We start from the raw sequence: 15,466 nt of genomic DNA, 5'->3' as shown, positions 1-15,466 counted from the left end.
ATATTTGGGATTAGGAACGCCCGACAGTTGAAAGTTTTATTCCCCCACGGTGCGATGCGAACGCTGCTGGATTCGGGTGTTAATCAGTCATGAGGTAGCCTATATGATCTTCGTAACCCTGTTGTTTCTTATCTCCTCTATCTTATTTACCTATAAAAAACTGAACAACTCTTCTACCCGTTTTTTGTATGGAATTATCGTCGGATGGGTGCTCTCATTCATTTCGTTTACTCTCTATTTAAGCAAGTTTAATTATTATTACAATATTATTCACTCATTCTTTAACTTCAGTCCGGGAACCTGGAACTATCTGGTGCTGACTAAATTCAACCCTAACCTGCTCATCCGTATGTTGAATGGGGGGGTCATTATTTTTTATAGCTCCCTGCTTCTATTTGCTGTATCCTTCACACGCAATATGAAACCGAAAATACAACGTATCGTGTATGTTGTAGTCGGTATGTTGATGGTATTCCAGCTCCTTGCCTTTGATCCTGCACTTAATATTGTGTGGCAGCAGCAATTGAACTCTATTCCCATTCTGGGAGCTCTGGATTTTGTATTAAAACATATAAAATACGTCATGGTGATGCTCGCCTTTGGTTTATTGCTGCACTATTACATCAACTATCCCAAAATTAAATTCATTAAAAATCTGACCGCCTTTCATATCCTTGCTTTGATTCCGGTAGTTATCATTCATTTGCTGCTATTTTCATGGGCTCCCAAAAACCTGGTCAAAGCTACCTATATGGAAGGCTACTACAACTATTTGCAGCCTCCTCTCGACTCGCATCCGCTTGTTCTGTATGTACTTCCATACAGTGTTTATTTGGCTTTAACGTTCATCATATTTATTGTGTACAAGTTCAAATCCATCGAATCGTATCGTATTAACCGGGATATTCAAATTAATAAAAGTATAGATACAGCAACCTTGGGGACAAGAGCTTTTACGCATGCTTTAAAAAATCACTTAATCGCAATTCAATCGGAAGCTGAATATGTGAAGGAGCGGAGTAACGGGGACGAAGAAACTGCTTATAGTTTACAGCTCATTTTAAATTCGTGCGGTTCGGCGATGGAAAGCATTGACCAGGCAGCTGACAAGCTGAAGAACATTGAATTAAATCTGCAGCCGCTTTCTCTCGATCAGCCTGTCAAGCAGGTGTTGTCCTTCTTCAAGGTAAGCGAAAGCAAAGCCGACATACAGGTGAAATTGGAAGACCCGCAATCATTAGTCTATATGGATCTGCATCATATGAGTGAGACTCTGTATAACCTGCTGGAGAATGCCACAGATTCTCTGTCCCGGCAGGAAGATGGCCTTATCCTGATTGAAACCTATCACCATAACGGCTGGGGAATCATTCAAATCACTGACAATGGACCCGGCGTTCCCGAAGACCATCTGGATATGATTTTCGATCCTTTTTTCACTACCAAGTCCTCGGTGAATAATTGGGGAATCGGTCTTTCTTACTGTCACAAGATCGTTACCGGCCACGATGGTAAAATTCAGGCGGAAAGCCTGATAGGCCAAGGCACTAAATTCACCATCTTTTTACCTTTAATTTAGACGACAAGGGGGAATACTTTATTCACCCTAAGCTCTACCCAATTATTATGATAGCTAGAACAAGGGGGATCCTCCATGCCAGAAAAAAAGATTCGCATATTGATTGCAGATGATATGGAAGCCCATCGTAGAAGATTGGAACGAGTCATAGCTCAATCTGACCAAATGGAATGTGTGGCCAAAGCATCCTCCGGATATGAAACCATCATGCATGCAGCAATCGAGCAGCCGGATATCATTTTAATGGACATTGAAATGGAAAGCTCATATGCAGGGATTGATGCGGCCCGACAAATCAACGAAAAGCTGCCTCATATCAAAATTATTGTACTTACCGTGCACAAAGACGAAAATTTTATCTTTTCTGCTTTTCAAACTGGAATTATCGATTATTTACTCAAGACATCGACGAATGAGGAGGTGATCGAAGCTATTCTTTCCGCCTATCATAACCGTTCACCTATCCGTCCAATGATCGCTGAGAAAATCAGGGAGGAATTTGCCAGAGTAAAGCGAACCGAAAGCAGTCTGCTTTACATCATCCAGATCATCTCCGAATTAACGCCAAGTGAGCTTCAGGTGCTTCGTTTGTTATGCGAGGGTAAGTCCAGAAAGCAAATTGCGGAAGAACGCAGTGTTGAATACGAAACGATCAAAAAACAAATCAACAGCTTATTAAAAAAATTCCACCAATCCAGCATCGCTGAAGTCATACGGTCCGTCAACGAATTACGTATTTTCGAAGTGTTGAGAAAGCTGTAAATCATATAGCCCCTGCTTTGGCTTCACAACCAAACAGGGGCTATCTATGTCGTTCATTCTCAGATTAAAGAAAATTCATCTTCAAGTTTGATCAACCAGGATTGAAGCTCATTCTCCAGCTCCAAGGCAACCGAATCATCAGGAACCCCATTAAATTCGATTGGAAACATCTGATACGGATCCTGCTCATTATCATACAACAACCGCTTGGCGCCTTGATCATGGATTGATTTCTGGACGACATAGGTATAGCGGGAAGTACGTACACCTCGCCAACCGTAAGCGTTGATGTTGTCTCCCCGCTGCTGCGCCAGCTCGTGTTCATTTACAACTCCTGGATAATGACAAATAAATGTCGAGGCAGGTCGCTTTCCTTCCTCACCGCGAATAATTCCCGTATGGTCAATACCCTGAATGTGCGCCGGTACTGATATCCCGATTAAGCCAAGCAAAGTCGGAACGATATCGGCACTGTTGAACAATATAGAGTCTTGACGTGGTTTCAATTCACGAGGATAACGGATAAAAAAGGGAACAGCTATAGACTCCTCATACCATACATTTTTGTGTTCAAGCCATCCATGGCCCCCCATCATTTCGCCATGATCAGATGTAAGGACAACGATCGTATCTTCGGCAAGGCCCTCCTCTTCCAGCACGGCAAGTAATCGACCAAATTCGTGATCGGTTCCTGACACAGCAGCATAATAATCCCGTATATGCTGCTGCGCTTGTTCTGTGCCTTCCCCAAGAACATTGGGACGAAGATGAATTGGCTGATCAGCATACAAAGCTTTATACGAATCTGGCACCTGCTCAAAAGGCTGATGAGGCGGATTCCACGATACAAACAGGCAAAAGGGTTGTTCTGCATTGTGCTCTCGTATGAACTCAATCGCTACATCTGTTTCATGCTTGGTCGACCACTCATGGGGTACAATCTGGTGGTGCGAATCCGTCCAATAATGGGGGGCCATATGCTGATCATTGGCATTGTACGCATACCAATAATCGAATCCAAATCTGCGGGGGCCTGGAGGGATGTAAGCATCCCAGTGTCTTGCCCCGGACTCCGGCTCAGGCACGAAGGACTGCTCGGGCAAGTCCAGATGCCACTTTCCAATATATCCGGTACGATAACCCTCGCTGCTCAATATATTACCGATCGTAATCTCATCATCATGAAGCTTTACAGGAAGCCCCAGCTTACAGTTCGTCGTTACGCCTGTGGATAGAGGGAACCGTCCCGTCATCATGACAGAGCGATTCGGCGAGCAAAGCGGGAAACAACTGATCGCGTTATCCAAATCAACACTTTCCGCAGCAAACCGGTCAATGTTGGGTGTGTACACCTCATCCTCGTTTCGAAAACCTACTGCCTGTTTTCGCCACTGGTCCGGAAATACAAACAGAATATTGGGCTTTTTTATCGACATGGTTATAACCTCCCTATACTATTTCTATTCATAAATAAATAGTGCTGTTGAGCAAGTAAAACCCTCGGTATCTACTTAGGCCATTTACCTAGTTCCAAGATCAAATTCAACTTTATTTTACTTCGAATCCTGCTTATCTCACAGTTGAATGTTTTATTCACCTTGCGATTCACTGGTCATTCATTTTACTTATTGTTTATTCTGTACTGTATGAAGCGAGCTTACATTCGCTTGGTTACATCCGTTATCCATTCAGTGTCTACCGCTGCCGCAACAGCTTGAGCATACCAAACGTACTGAGGGACATCATCAAAATACATTGGGTCAATTACTTTAGATCGCAAATACCGAGTAACCATAGCGAGAAAATATGCTATAGAGATTGAATCCGAAGAAGCATACCTGCCACAGCTTCTTGGGCCCGCACGCAGCAAAAAGCCTTAGATCGTCTCTTTATAAAAAGAGCTTATCTAAGGCTTTTAATATGATATAAGTTATAAAGCCTCTGCAGGCCTTGAAGTTGTTTCGATCAATGAATATTCTCATAAAAGTAGACCCCACATAAGCAAGGTCTACTTCATGTATCGGATATGCCGGATTTGAACCGACGACCTCATCCACCCCAAGGATGCGCGCTACCAAGCTGCGCTAATATCCGTTGTTCCCTCGGTTCCTTACGGGCATAAACGCTTGTCGGACGTGGTGTTTTCGCTCAAATGGAGAACCGATCTTTACTGTTCGTTGGATCATATTATATCACGCAGCCGCGGATCCTTGCAACCCAAATCGATACAACTTGCGGTTCACTTAGTTATACGTAGAAGCCATTCGAATACATCTGCAACCCCCTTTTGGTTCGATCTTGTGCAACACCGAAAGCTTTCATTCAAACTCTACCTCAACCACATTCGCGAAGTCGATGAGATGCCAATCCCACTTCGTTCCCGTTGTCTCGATTTTAATAAAATGAAGCCGTGGATCCAGTCCTGTTACGATTCCAGTTATTCGGCGGTCCTCATATTCTCCGTATAACGTAATCTTCACACTCAAATTATTAGACCTTGAAGACGATAATCGTTCGATTAACTCCGATTGTTCACTTTTCGTTAATTCCGGTCTTGGGCACTTACTTAATGTCATATGTACAACCTCCGTCGATAAGAACATTTGTTCCCATTATAACAGATGAGCTGACCGATTAGTCAAGGGACTTTTGGACGATTAACTTAAAAAGGCTCCCCTTGTAGATTACGAGCGGAATGCTTTCATATTTGAGCGCATACATGCACGTTCTAAGCGACTTACCTTGCGTACATAAGACGACCTACGTATTGATGTGTTAAATCGCTCTAAAACTCCATTTCTGGCGATCTGACAGCACTTATATACAATGGATACTCCAAGTATCCACATTGCCGAGTTGTGCTAATACTCATGATGTCGGGCAACCATAACAAAAAAAGACACCTTAACCAGTTCAGGTTAAGGTGTCGCTCATACCATCAGTTCATACAATGGAAGTATGTAGAAATGAGTATGTAGGAAAAAACATTATGATTGAATTCCATCTTTCAAAGCTTTGCCTGGTTTGAAAGCAGGGATTTTGCTAGAAGGAATTTCGATTTCTTCGCCTGTTTGCGGGTTACGTCCTTTACGAGCGGAACGTTCACGAACTTCAAAGTTTCCAAATCCAACTAATTGCACTTTATCTCCACCTTGTAGGGCTTCGGAAATTGCTTCAAATACAGCTTCAACCGCTTTCGTCGCATCCTTCTTGGAAAGCTCGGATGTTTCTGCTACTTTGTTGATCAATTCAGATTTATTCATGCCATTCACCTCCCCCCAAGAGTAATTTATACCGTTACTTTCTTTGTTAACTGAAATGTTCAAAAATATACATAGGAAATTAAGGAAACCGAACAAATCAAGATTATATTAATACACCCACAGCACTTTATCAAGTACAAACCAAAAAATGCACCCCTCGGAGTGCATTTTCATCACTATTATTTGTTATTTTACAAAATTATGGCAATTAATCCGCCTGAGCCTTCGTTAATGATACGACCAAGTGTTTCTTGAAGCTTGTAGCGCGCATTGTCCGGCATCATGGCGAGCTTGCCTTGAATACCCTCTCGAACGATGGAATGAAGCGATCTTCCGAATATATCCGACTCCCATATTTTCAATGGATTGTCCTCGAAATCCTGCATCAAATATCGAACCAGCTCTTCACTTTGCTTCTCGGTACCGATAATCGGCGAGAACTCGGATTCAACATCGACCCTGATCATGTGAATCGAAGGCGCAGTCGCCTTCAGCCTAACGCCAAAGCGTGAGCCTTGACGAATGAGCTCCGGCTCATCCAGTGCCATATCCGCAAGTGACGGAGGGGCTATGCCATACCCAGTCGTTTTCACCATTTCCAGTGCTTCCGCAAAATGATCGTATTCCCTTTTGGCATGACTGAATTCCTGCATCATCTGCAGAAGGTGATCCTTGCCGCGGATCTCAACGCCGACGACCTCCATCAATATCCGGTCATACAGCTCATCGGGCGCATACAAATCGATCTCAGCCACGCCTTGGCCCATATTCATTCCCGCTAAGGCAGCTTTATCAATAAACTCATATTCCTCGAAATGGCTGACAACACGATCCACATCGCGCAGCCTGCGAATATCCTGAACCGTCTCTCTAACGGAATTCTCGAAGTGGGAGCGCAGCCAGTGACTATCTGACAGAACCATAACCCAACTCGGAAGATTGACGTTAACTTCATGTACAGGAAATTCGTAAAGCACCTCGCGCAGCACAGACATCATGTCATCTTCATTCATATTGGCTACACTCATCGATACTACCGGTATATCATGTGTTGCCTGAAGCTGGCTTCTTAGCTCCTGAGCAATCTCACCATTAGGCTTGGTTGAGTTCACAATCACAATAAACGGTTTACCTACTTCTTTCAACTCATTAATAATCCGATCTTCAGCATCTACATAAGAGGAACGCGGAATTTCCGCGATAGAGCCGTCTGTGGTAATCACCACACCAAGCGTTGCATGCTCCTGAATGACCTTTCGGGTACCGATCTCAGCCGCTTCCTGAAACGGAATGGCTTCATCAAACCACGGTGTGTTAATCATTCTCGGCCCATGCTCATCCTCGTAGCCTTTGGCACCATCTATGACATAGCCGACACAATCAACCAATCGAACGTTTACATTCAAACCTTCTGCTACATGCAGCTGCACAGCTGTATTCGGTACAAACTTCGGTTCAGTCGTCATGATTGTGCGTCCCGCCGCGCTTTGTGGGAGCTCATCCGTTGCACGTGCCCGATCCGCTTCATTTTGAATATTCGGCAGCACGATGGATTCCATGAAACGTTTGATAAACGTCGACTTCCCCGTACGGACCGCCCCTACGACCCCCAGGTAAATATCCCCGCCCGTACGCTCTGCAATGTCTTTAAAAATATCCACTTTTTCCAATGAGAATCCCTCCTACAGGTGGTATAAAGCGAAACTCGTACTATTCTTTTAGATTAGTAAAATATATGTACGAGTTAGCCAATTATGATAAATTGTTTAACCGAACTTTCTTGCTATCACTCCTTGCTCATAACGGCATAGCTAAGCCGCTGCATCATCTCTCTGAAACTATATGAACGGGACGCGCCAATTATTCTGCAACAACGCAAAAAACCTCTATCTCCCTTCAACTTCAAGGTGATAGAGGCTAACAAACCGTTTTGGTGCAACGAAAGCTTACATAGGCACTCCCATAACAGGTGTAGGTTGTCCATGAATCCAGTGGTACGCGTAGGAGCGAGCCGGTACATAATAAGATTCCTTGACTAGTAATTCTCTCAGGTCCTGCTTGTCATTTAAACTGGTCTGAAGCGACTTTTTATCGATAAGCCGCATCATTTCCTCAGCGTAATCGATAGCCACCTGCCCCATATCATTCATGAGAAAAGGAAGCTGTACCTGTCGGGTATACATACTTTGCGCCACAATCGGCTTTTTGTTCATTTTTGCAAAATCAATTCGGTAAAAGGCAGAAGAAACTGCTTCTCCTTTAGGAATTTGTCCATTATTTTTGGATTTATATTCGTCTACAAGCTTCTGAACCTCAACCGTTTTTTGAAAAGAAGTGAGGTCCATCATCTTAACCGTCGGCTTGGTTTCCACATCAACCAGGACATAGATTACGCTGCCGCCATTTTCAAAAGCATTCGCCGGCACATTGCTGATCAACGAACGTTCTTTAAGCTTTTTAAAATCAATCGGATACTTTTCATAGATCGGCGTCGTTTCTTCACTGTTTTTAATCGGCAACACATGCGTCTTGGCCTGAAATTGGTCAATCGCGCTTTGAACAACAACAACAAATTCACCTGTAGCCACCTGCTGTTCCTTACGCATCTCCTGTGGATACATACAGCCTGTCAGCAGCAGCATACACAAGCCCAACATGAATAAGGCCACAGCTGACTTTTTACTTTCTCTCATCACCTAATCGTCCTCTCGCTGTGCTTCCAGCTGCTTGCGAATCGCAGCCTTGAGCGGGTCTTCAGGAATCGTTACCGTAACATCCCCGGTCACCTTGGCTTGGCAGGCTAGCCGGTACCCCTGATCCTGCAGCCCTCCCAGCTTTAATCGTTCGTTCGTATTGAGCGGAGCGAGACCGGACTGATCGGGCACGATAACCTTGCACATTAAACAAGCTGCCTTACCGTCACAGCGCGTTCGAATATGAACTCTGGCCTTGCGGGAAACTTCCAGAATCGACATTCCCGGCTTGGCCTGGAACGATTTGTTATCCGGTTCGAAACTCACATTAGCTCCCATATCATCTTCACTCCTTAATCCAACCTCATCGGTTTACGTCAGCAGAAGTCTTTGGAGCTCATGAATAAGGGATTCACTGCAAGCATTACGCTCTACCAAAGCCTCCATAGCATGACTCCATGCCGGTTGCCGACTTTTCATCACCGCCGCGATAGCCTCATAACGATCCGGACGATTGCGAAGAACATTAAAGATAAGCTCGTGCTCCAAGGGCATTACATGCAGCGTCTCCAAAATTTCCCTTGTAGGAGCCTCTCCTGTTAAATGAATCTTTGGACTATAGTGCTTGTGTAAAAAGTCCACTTCCACTTTATATAAGCTATCCTTACTCGTAACTTCAAATCCTCCTACAAGTTCAACCTTGGCCCCTTCAATCCTGTAATGACTCAGAATAGAGCGATAGATGGAAGAACGGTCTTCAACCTGGGAATCTGTAGCATAGTCGGACAAAGCTTGATGAAGCTCAAGTGCTCCCTCAGCGTCAACATACAGGTCCAGATCACGAGGAGCAGCGGTCAGAGCAACATCCTGCAGCAGCAGCCCACAGCTTCCACCTACAAGCCAAGTCGCCTCAACCTCCCGTAAGCAGTCCTGAATCGTTCTGAGCGGTCCTGTGAGCGTTTCCCATGCATACATCTGTTAATCCCCCCTGCAAACCTTGTCGTTCGTTATAACCGGATGTCAGGACCCTTCATTAAAAGTACGGTTTGTGCGTTATCGTTACCGGTCCATCTTCTTTTATAACCGCCTGACAAGCAAGACGGTATCCCGCATCCAATTCCTCGGGCTCCAAACGATCCCACTCCGCATCCGTCACTTCTTTAAGATGCTCCCGTCCTTCTGTTACCAGACAACGACAGCGTGCGCAAGTACCTCGAGTACAGGCAAACCCCCAATCCACTTCATGCTTGAGAGCCAGATCCAATACGGTCAGTCCGCTTTCTCCTTCTACTTGCTTTTGCACCTTACGCCCGTTGAGCAATACCATAGCGAGTTTAATCCTCCATTTACAAAATAGACACTACCATGTACAGCAAAATGGGTACAAACATCAGAAAAGCAATGATAGACAAAATAATCCGTATAACACCTCTTGTACGGTTTCTTGCGTATGAAATCAAGAAGGACGCTCCTGCCATCAACCCGATGGCCACGAACGATGCCCACATTTTATCCATTGGACTCATTTATTCGCTGCTCCTTATATAAATCAAATAGGCCTAAACATGCCCTATTATACCATAATTCACACAGCAACGTGACTTCAAGCCGTGAAGCCTATGTGACAGAAAAAAAGCACAAGCCATTCCCCGAGGAATGTCTCATGCCGGAACCGATCACTTTTTGGAAATCATTTTCACCATTTGCTCCATGTTGCCTGCGCTCATCTTGCTGCTTTTGATAGCATGAATCAATTCATTAACCGTTGCCTCCGATACGGGTACATTCACAAGACCGGATACCTGCTTAATGAGCTGCTTCAATTGTGCATCACTTTGCAAGGTGGAAGGCTTGACTGCGCTAGCGAGTTTATGAATGTCCTTCTCGCTGACACTTTTACCGGTTTTTTTCTTGACAGCGTTGAGTACATCCTTGGATACATCCTTATTAGCCATTAAATCCCTCCTACAAGCTTTCCTTTAGGAAAGCTATCTTCGTAAGCAATTGCCAGCTAAAGCTTCTCATGCGGAAAGCTAGCATCGCAAACAATCGCTGAGCCACTTCCCAGATAGGCTAACTTCGCGAGCATCCTCTGAGCTTTTACAGCAAAGCAGCTTGGTAGGCTGTTCCCAGTCCTACTGAAGTATTTTATGAAGGAGGGATATCAACCGTGTAGGCGGCTGACTAAAAGCGTTCAGTTTGTTTATAGAGGCTTGTCTGATTCAGTCAATTTCATCTTTACGTCCACGGCCCATCAAGTCGTCCGCAGCCGCAATCGGCTCTTTCCCATTAAACAACACCTCATACAGCTGTTCAGCAATCGGCATTGTGACTTCATACTGTCGGGATAACCTGTAAGCAGCCTGTGTCGTTTTGACACCCTCTACAACCATTCCCATTTCCTGCAGCACCTCAGGGAGCGGTTTACCCTGAGCCAACAAATAACCGGCCCGCCAATTACGGCTGTGCTTGCTCGTGCAGGTAACCACCAGATCACCGATACCTGCCAAACCGGCAAAAGTAAGCGGATTCCCCCCCATTGCCGTTCCGAGACGGGATATTTCAGCTAACCCCCGGGTCAGCAAGGCTGCCTTCGCATTATCCCCAAATTCCAAACCGTCAGTTAAACCGGCACCCAAAGCAATAATATTTTTTAAGGCGCCGCTCACCTCCACACCAACGACATCCGGATTCGTGTATACACGAAAATAAGAATTGATCAATAGATCCTGGGCGGCTTCAGCAGCAGCCATACTTTCCGAAGCGACAACGACGGTGGTCGGGCATTGCTTAATGACTTCCTCCGCATGACTCGGACCGGATAACACGACGATGGAAGCCGCATCATAATCGGGCAGCTCATCAGCTAATACCGTGCTCATCCGTTTCAGGCTGTCTGCCTCGAAGCCTTTGGTCGCATGAATAAGAAGCGTTTCTTTTGACAAGAACGCCCTCATTTGTGAAGCCACACTCCGCAGAGCAGAGGAAGGTGCAACCACGATTACCGCATCGGCTTGAAATAATGCTTCTTCCATCGAGTTCGTTGCGCGAATCTTATCAGACAGCACCGTATCCCCCAGAAACCGGTGGTTGCGATGCTCCTGATTAATTTCCATAACCTGCTCTTCATTACGTGACCATAAGGTGACATCCAGTTGGTTTTCCGCCAGCACGGAGGCAATCGCGGTTCCCCAGCTTCCAGCTACAAGCACAGATACTTTTCGAGGCATGAGCCCACCTCCGATTATTTTTTTGCACCCAGCTTGTTCTCTTTTCCATTGAGGAGCTTTACGATGTTGCTGCGATGACGATACCAAGCGAATACGAATAGGATTAAGCTCACGATGAATATTTCCATAGGGAAACCCATTGACCAGATAAGGATAGGTAAGAGTGCGGTAAGAAGCAGAGACCCCAAGGAAACATATCGAGTAATCGCAATAACGAGTATAGCGGCTGCACCAGCAATTAAAACAGGAACAAAAGCAAGCGTGATCATTACACCGATCGTGGTGGCAATCCCTTTGCCGCCGCGAAAACCATAAAATATCGGCCAGTTGTGCCCTGCGATAGCAGCGACACCACACAACACCAATAATAACGAGCTGCCGTCACCTAACCAGCTTCCGAGCATGACGGCAATAACTCCCTTTAAAGCATCCAACAGCAGCACCGTAACCCCAGGTCCTACACCAAGAACCCGTAACGTATTGGTTGCTCCCGCATTACCGCTGCCATGATTTCGGATATCAATCCCTTTGAGCAGCTTTCCTGCCAACAAGCTAAAGCTGACCGAACCGAGCAAATATCCGATCAGGATGGGTATGACATACCACACCACGCACCGCTCCTATTCATCATCTGATTTTTTCCGCGAAAACAGCCTCATTGGTGTTCCAACAAATCCAAAAGCAGCACGAATTTTATTTTCCAGGTAACGCTCGTAAGAGAAATGCATCATTTCCGGATCATTGACAAAAACAATAATTGTCGGCGGTTTCACAGTAACCTGAGTCGCGTAGTTGATTCTTAGTCTTCTACCTTTGTCTGTCGGTGGCGGGTTAATAGCTACCGCATCCGATATCACATCGTTCAAAACATGGGTCGCAATACGAAGCGCATGCTGTTCAGCTACCTGAACGACAACAGGAAGCAGCTTATGTAACCGCGATTTGGTTTTGGCAGAAAGAAACACGATGGGCGCATAGGTCATGAACAGAAAATGATCACGAATCTTTTGTGAAAATTCCTTCATCGTTTTCTCGTCCTTTTCTACCATATCCCATTTGTTGACGACGAAAATAGCTGCTTTACCCGCTTCATGCGCGTAACCGGCTACATGCTTGTCCTGTTCGATAATGCCTTCTTCACCATTAATCAGCACAAGAGCCACATCAGCCCGTTCAATGGCTTTCATCGCGCGCATAACACTGTATTTTTCCGTGTTTTCATATACCTTACCGCGTTTACGCATACCTGCCGTATCGATAATGACATATTTCTGTCCATCCCGTTCAAACGGGGTGTCAATTGCATCACGGGTCGTACCTGCAACATCACTGACGATAACCCGATCCTCGCCAAGAATCGCATTGACAAGTGAGGATTTGCCCACATTCGGTCGGCCGATGAGCGCAACACGAATAACATCCTCCCCATATTCCTCTTCATTATCCTCAGGAAAGTTTTCGACAACCGCATCCAATAAATCTCCGAGCCCTGTACCATGTGAGCCTGAAATCCCATATGGAGTTCCGAAGCCTAGGCTGTAAAACTCGTAAATATCATCCTGTCGCTTGATGTTATCGATTTTGTTAACGGCAAGCACAATGGGCTTCTTGGCACGAAATAAAAGCTCTGCTACCTCAGAATCCGCCGCAGTAATCCCTGCTTTGCCATCAACCATAAAAATAATAACATCGGATTCCTCGATAGCCAGCTCTGCCTGGGCACGAACCGATTTTAACAGTTCGCTATCCCCTTCTATCTCAATACCGCCGGTATCGATGACACTGAAATTGTGATCCAGCCATTCTCCAACTCCATACAAACGATCCCGGGTTACTCCGGGCATATCCTCTACAATTGCAAGCCTGTCGCCAACGATCCGGTTAAAAATCGTCGATTTCCCGACATTCGGTCGGCCAACAATGGCTACTATAGGTCTCGCCACTAAACTTCATTCCTTTCTTGGGTGAAGCAAAATTCGCAACTCGAAAAATTCCACAACTTACATCATAGCATTTGACTTATCCGAAATCAATGTAAATGCTGGCTATGTATTTAAAATGATCAACCGATTGGATAATCGCGGCTAATCATTCTTATTATTTATTTTTTTGACTCCTGCCTTAATTACGTTCGCCATGCGGATCATACCGTGCTTTCCGGCCAAAAATGTATACATTAAACCAATGGACAAGCTTCTTGTCACCACAAGGGTCAGCCACCATCGATCCTGCAAGCGTAAGGAACCCAACTCCATACCAACATGCCTTTTGTTAATATAGATGATGTAACCCTCACCAAGCAGCAGACCAATCGAAATAGCCGCTATCTGTGCAGAAGGGTGCTTGATGGTAATTACTGCCAAAACCCCGATAGACAGCGCCATAGCAAGCTCCAAGTTTCCGTATATGGAAGCAGGCATCAGTTGAACCGTCTCCTGCATAAAAAACGACAATGACCCCATCAAAGCACCAACCGATATAATATGGAGCTTATGATACAGCGCTCCCGGCAGCTTCCACAAAATGCATAACACCATAATTAACAAAACAGGAACCCAGACAGCCAAGGTTCCAAACGGTAGCGAGATGACCAAGCAATTCCCGATGATCCACAAAACAAAAAAAAGAAGTATCACTCTGGAAGTTATACCTCTCAACAAAAAATCCTTCCAGCCGCTGATAAACAAAATTATCGTGATGATCATTAGCAACCATGATAAATACCCTGGATTCATTGGCACCCACCTAAAAGTTTTCCTTGGAAAACTAACCTCGTAAGCATAGACCTAAGAGATCTCACACTTTACTTTACCTTAGTATGGCTAATCGCAGGGTTATTTATCAATCCCGTTCGACTTGCATAGCTTTTGATATCTATGCCTCTTGCTGTGCACCACTCAGCAGTCTCGCCCCTAATGACAAGAGGGACGTTCCATAAATCTTCTATAGAGCCAGCGCCCAGAGCTGTCATTAACAGCTTTAACTCCTGATGCATGTCATCCATTCTAGTTATCAAAGCAGCCGTCCCCTCGGTTCGCTGTATGTGCAGAAAGGCTCCTGCAATCCCCACAGCTGAGGCTCCTAATGAGAGGGCTTTGCAGGCCTCCAGACTTCCTCGTACGCCTCCAGAGCCGATAACGGTCAGTTTTTTATGAGTTGCAGTATGTGCTCTCATTAACTTGACAGCCTCGATTACCTCCAACAAGGCTATAGTGGTTGTGCATCCCCAGTCATTCAGCCAGTCCATTTGCACATTTCGCCGTGCATTCTCAATGGCTGCAAAATTGGTGCCTCCATAGCCCCCGACATCGATTGTACTTACACCTGCCTCCAGTAAGGCAGCAGCGCTTTCACGCGCCATACCAAAGCCGACTTCCTTTACGATAACAGGTACGTGCAACCGCTCTACAATGGTTGTAATTCTTTCCAGCATCCCAGTAAAATCACGATCACCTTCGGGCATAATGAGCTCCTGCATGACGTTCAAATGAATCTGAAGCGCATCAGCCTGAAGCATGTCAACAGCCCTTTCGGCTTGTTCGAGAGTGGCTTCACTTCCCAGATTGCCAAACACGATTCCCCTCGGATTCACTTTCCTTACGATTTGATAGCTGGAGGACACTTCGGCATTTTTAATTGCCGACATTTGAGAACCAACGGCCATAGCCAAACCACATTCTCGAGCTGCGATAGCTAATTCTCGATTAATTTCTTCTGTCTCTTGGGCCCCACCTGTCATCGCATTAACAATAATCGGCGAACTCAGTTTGAGTTCGCCGATCAGGGTTTGTAATGAGATTCGTCCTAATGAGGTTTCCGGGAGACAGTTATGGATCAGCTTAAGGTCAGAGAAACCTTGTTCTCCACTTTGCCCAAGCTTTAGCGCATGATGGACATGCTCCAACTTTCTCGGAATACGCAACTTGACTCCTCATTTCA

At 45.3% G+C, this 15,466-nt stretch carries 17 protein-coding genes and 1 tRNA gene; 2 read left to right on the top strand and 16 right to left on the bottom strand.

Features of this window, described 5'->3' with window-relative positions:
* The first annotated feature begins 103 nt into the window (after positions 1 to 103).
* Together NST47_RS14475 and NST47_RS14470 are read left to right on the top strand one after the other, a co-directional pair.
* The gene (locus tag NST47_RS14475) at positions 104 to 1,579 is read left to right on the top strand and encodes a HAMP domain-containing sensor histidine kinase (protein WP_341155773.1); all 1,476 of its coding nucleotides are present in this window, start codon (positions 104 to 106) and stop codon (positions 1,577 to 1,579) included.
* A gap of 75 nt (positions 1,580 to 1,654) precedes the next feature.
* Positions 1,655 to 2,341, top strand: coding sequence for a response regulator transcription factor (locus NST47_RS14470; protein ID WP_076227622.1), 687 nt, complete (start codon positions 1,655 to 1,657; stop codon positions 2,339 to 2,341).
* Positions 2,342 to 2,400: 59 nt separating this feature from the next.
* Here the strand turns inward: NST47_RS14470 and NST47_RS14465 are convergent, their stop codons facing one another.
* From NST47_RS14465 to fni, 16 genes are all read right to left on the bottom strand, one after another.
* Complete coding sequence (locus NST47_RS14465; protein WP_341155772.1) at positions 2,401 to 3,777, bottom strand: sulfatase family protein; 1,377 nt, start codon at positions 3,775 to 3,777, stop codon at positions 2,401 to 2,403.
* A gap of 584 nt (positions 3,778 to 4,361) precedes the next feature.
* Positions 4,362 to 4,435, bottom strand: a tRNA-Pro gene (locus tag NST47_RS14460).
* A gap of 224 nt (positions 4,436 to 4,659) precedes the next feature.
* Positions 4,660 to 4,917: a YolD-like family protein gene (locus tag NST47_RS14455; RefSeq protein ID WP_341155771.1), complete on the bottom strand. Its 258-nt coding sequence runs from the start codon at positions 4,915 to 4,917 to the stop codon at positions 4,660 to 4,662.
* Positions 4,918 to 5,328: 411 nt separating this feature from the next.
* The gene (locus NST47_RS14450; RefSeq protein ID WP_076227627.1) at positions 5,329 to 5,604 is read right to left on the bottom strand and encodes an HU family DNA-binding protein; all 276 of its coding nucleotides are present in this window, start codon (positions 5,602 to 5,604) and stop codon (positions 5,329 to 5,331) included.
* Positions 5,605 to 5,795: 191 nt separating this feature from the next.
* Complete coding sequence (gene spoIVA, locus NST47_RS14445) at positions 5,796 to 7,274, bottom strand: stage IV sporulation protein A (protein ID WP_076227629.1); 1,479 nt, start codon at positions 7,272 to 7,274, stop codon at positions 5,796 to 5,798.
* Between the two features lie 276 nt (positions 7,275 to 7,550).
* On the bottom strand, positions 7,551 to 8,297 hold the full coding sequence (locus tag NST47_RS14440; RefSeq protein ID WP_341155770.1) for a hypothetical protein: 747 nt from the start codon (positions 8,295 to 8,297) through the stop codon (positions 7,551 to 7,553).
* 3 nt (positions 8,298 to 8,300) lie between these two features.
* Positions 8,301 to 8,636, bottom strand: coding sequence for a 2Fe-2S iron-sulfur cluster-binding protein (locus NST47_RS14435; protein ID WP_341155769.1), 336 nt, complete (start codon positions 8,634 to 8,636; stop codon positions 8,301 to 8,303).
* 33 nt (positions 8,637 to 8,669) lie between these two features.
* Positions 8,670 to 9,272, bottom strand: a complete 603-nt coding sequence (locus NST47_RS14430) for a nucleotidyltransferase domain-containing protein (protein WP_341155768.1) — start codon at positions 9,270 to 9,272, stop codon at positions 8,670 to 8,672.
* Between the two features lie 58 nt (positions 9,273 to 9,330).
* Complete coding sequence (locus NST47_RS14425; protein WP_341155767.1) at positions 9,331 to 9,624, bottom strand: 2Fe-2S iron-sulfur cluster-binding protein; 294 nt, start codon at positions 9,622 to 9,624, stop codon at positions 9,331 to 9,333.
* Positions 9,625 to 9,643: 19 nt separating this feature from the next.
* Positions 9,644 to 9,823, bottom strand: a complete 180-nt coding sequence (locus NST47_RS14420) for a DUF2768 family protein (RefSeq protein WP_076227637.1) — start codon at positions 9,821 to 9,823, stop codon at positions 9,644 to 9,646.
* Positions 9,824 to 9,973: 150 nt separating this feature from the next.
* Positions 9,974 to 10,252, bottom strand: a complete 279-nt coding sequence (locus NST47_RS14415; RefSeq protein ID WP_341155766.1) for a stage VI sporulation protein F — start codon at positions 10,250 to 10,252, stop codon at positions 9,974 to 9,976.
* Positions 10,253 to 10,519: 267 nt separating this feature from the next.
* Complete coding sequence (locus NST47_RS14410) at positions 10,520 to 11,527, bottom strand: NAD(P)H-dependent glycerol-3-phosphate dehydrogenase (RefSeq protein ID WP_341155765.1); 1,008 nt, start codon at positions 11,525 to 11,527, stop codon at positions 10,520 to 10,522.
* A gap of 14 nt (positions 11,528 to 11,541) precedes the next feature.
* Positions 11,542 to 12,138 (bottom strand): glycerol-3-phosphate 1-O-acyltransferase PlsY, encoded by a 597-nt coding sequence (gene plsY / locus NST47_RS14405; RefSeq protein WP_341155764.1) that lies wholly within the window; start codon positions 12,136 to 12,138, stop codon positions 11,542 to 11,544.
* A gap of 9 nt (positions 12,139 to 12,147) precedes the next feature.
* Entirely contained in the window at positions 12,148 to 13,470 is a 1,323-nt protein-coding gene (gene der, locus NST47_RS14400; RefSeq protein WP_341155763.1) for a ribosome biogenesis GTPase Der, read from the bottom strand.
* Between the two features lie 141 nt (positions 13,471 to 13,611).
* Entirely contained in the window at positions 13,612 to 14,232 is a 621-nt protein-coding gene (locus tag NST47_RS14395) for a YphA family membrane protein (protein ID WP_341155762.1), read from the bottom strand.
* A gap of 98 nt (positions 14,233 to 14,330) precedes the next feature.
* Positions 14,331 to 15,449: a type 2 isopentenyl-diphosphate Delta-isomerase gene (fni, locus tag NST47_RS14390; protein WP_341155761.1), complete on the bottom strand. Its 1,119-nt coding sequence runs from the start codon at positions 15,447 to 15,449 to the stop codon at positions 14,331 to 14,333.
* Positions 15,450 to 15,466 lie beyond the last annotated feature (17 nt).

Source organism: Paenibacillus sp. FSL H8-0034, assembly GCF_038000305.1.
In the GTDB taxonomy this organism is placed as follows: Bacteria; Bacillota; Bacilli; order Paenibacillales; family NBRC-103111; genus Paenibacillus_S.
This window is presented reverse-complemented; position numbering and strand designations above follow the sequence as displayed.

Bases quoted from the DNA above. Each gene is read 5' to 3' on its own strand.
- NST47_RS14475 (WP_341155773.1), top strand. From the start codon at position 104: ATGATCTTCGTAACCCTGTTGTTTCTTATCTCCTCTATCTTATTTACC.
- NST47_RS14470 (WP_076227622.1), top strand. From the start codon at position 1,655: ATGCCAGAAAAAAAGATTCGCATATTGATTGCAGATGATATGGAAGCC.
- NST47_RS14465 (WP_341155772.1), bottom strand. From the start codon at position 3,777: ATGTCGATAAAAAAGCCCAATATTCTGTTTGTATTTCCGGACCAGTGG.
- NST47_RS14455 (WP_341155771.1), bottom strand. From the start codon at position 4,917: ATGACATTAAGTAAGTGCCCAAGACCGGAATTAACGAAAAGTGAACAA.
- NST47_RS14450 (WP_076227627.1), bottom strand. From the start codon at position 5,604: ATGAATAAATCTGAATTGATCAACAAAGTAGCAGAAACATCCGAGCTT.
- NST47_RS14440 (WP_341155770.1), bottom strand. From the start codon at position 8,297: ATGAGAGAAAGTAAAAAGTCAGCTGTGGCCTTATTCATGTTGGGCTTG.
- NST47_RS14435 (WP_341155769.1), bottom strand. From the start codon at position 8,636: ATGGGAGCTAATGTGAGTTTCGAACCGGATAACAAATCGTTCCAGGCC.
- NST47_RS14430 (WP_341155768.1), bottom strand. From the start codon at position 9,272: ATGTATGCATGGGAAACGCTCACAGGACCGCTCAGAACGATTCAGGAC.
- NST47_RS14425 (WP_341155767.1), bottom strand. From the start codon at position 9,624: ATGGTATTGCTCAACGGGCGTAAGGTGCAAAAGCAAGTAGAAGGAGAA.
- NST47_RS14420 (WP_076227637.1), bottom strand. From the start codon at position 9,823: ATGAGTCCAATGGATAAAATGTGGGCATCGTTCGTGGCCATCGGGTTG.
- NST47_RS14415 (WP_341155766.1), bottom strand. From the start codon at position 10,252: ATGGCTAATAAGGATGTATCCAAGGATGTACTCAACGCTGTCAAGAAA.
- NST47_RS14410 (WP_341155765.1), bottom strand. From the start codon at position 11,527: ATGCCTCGAAAAGTATCTGTGCTTGTAGCTGGAAGCTGGGGAACCGCG.
- NST47_RS14395 (WP_341155762.1), bottom strand. From the start codon at position 14,232: ATGATCATCACGATAATTTTGTTTATCAGCGGCTGGAAGGATTTTTTG.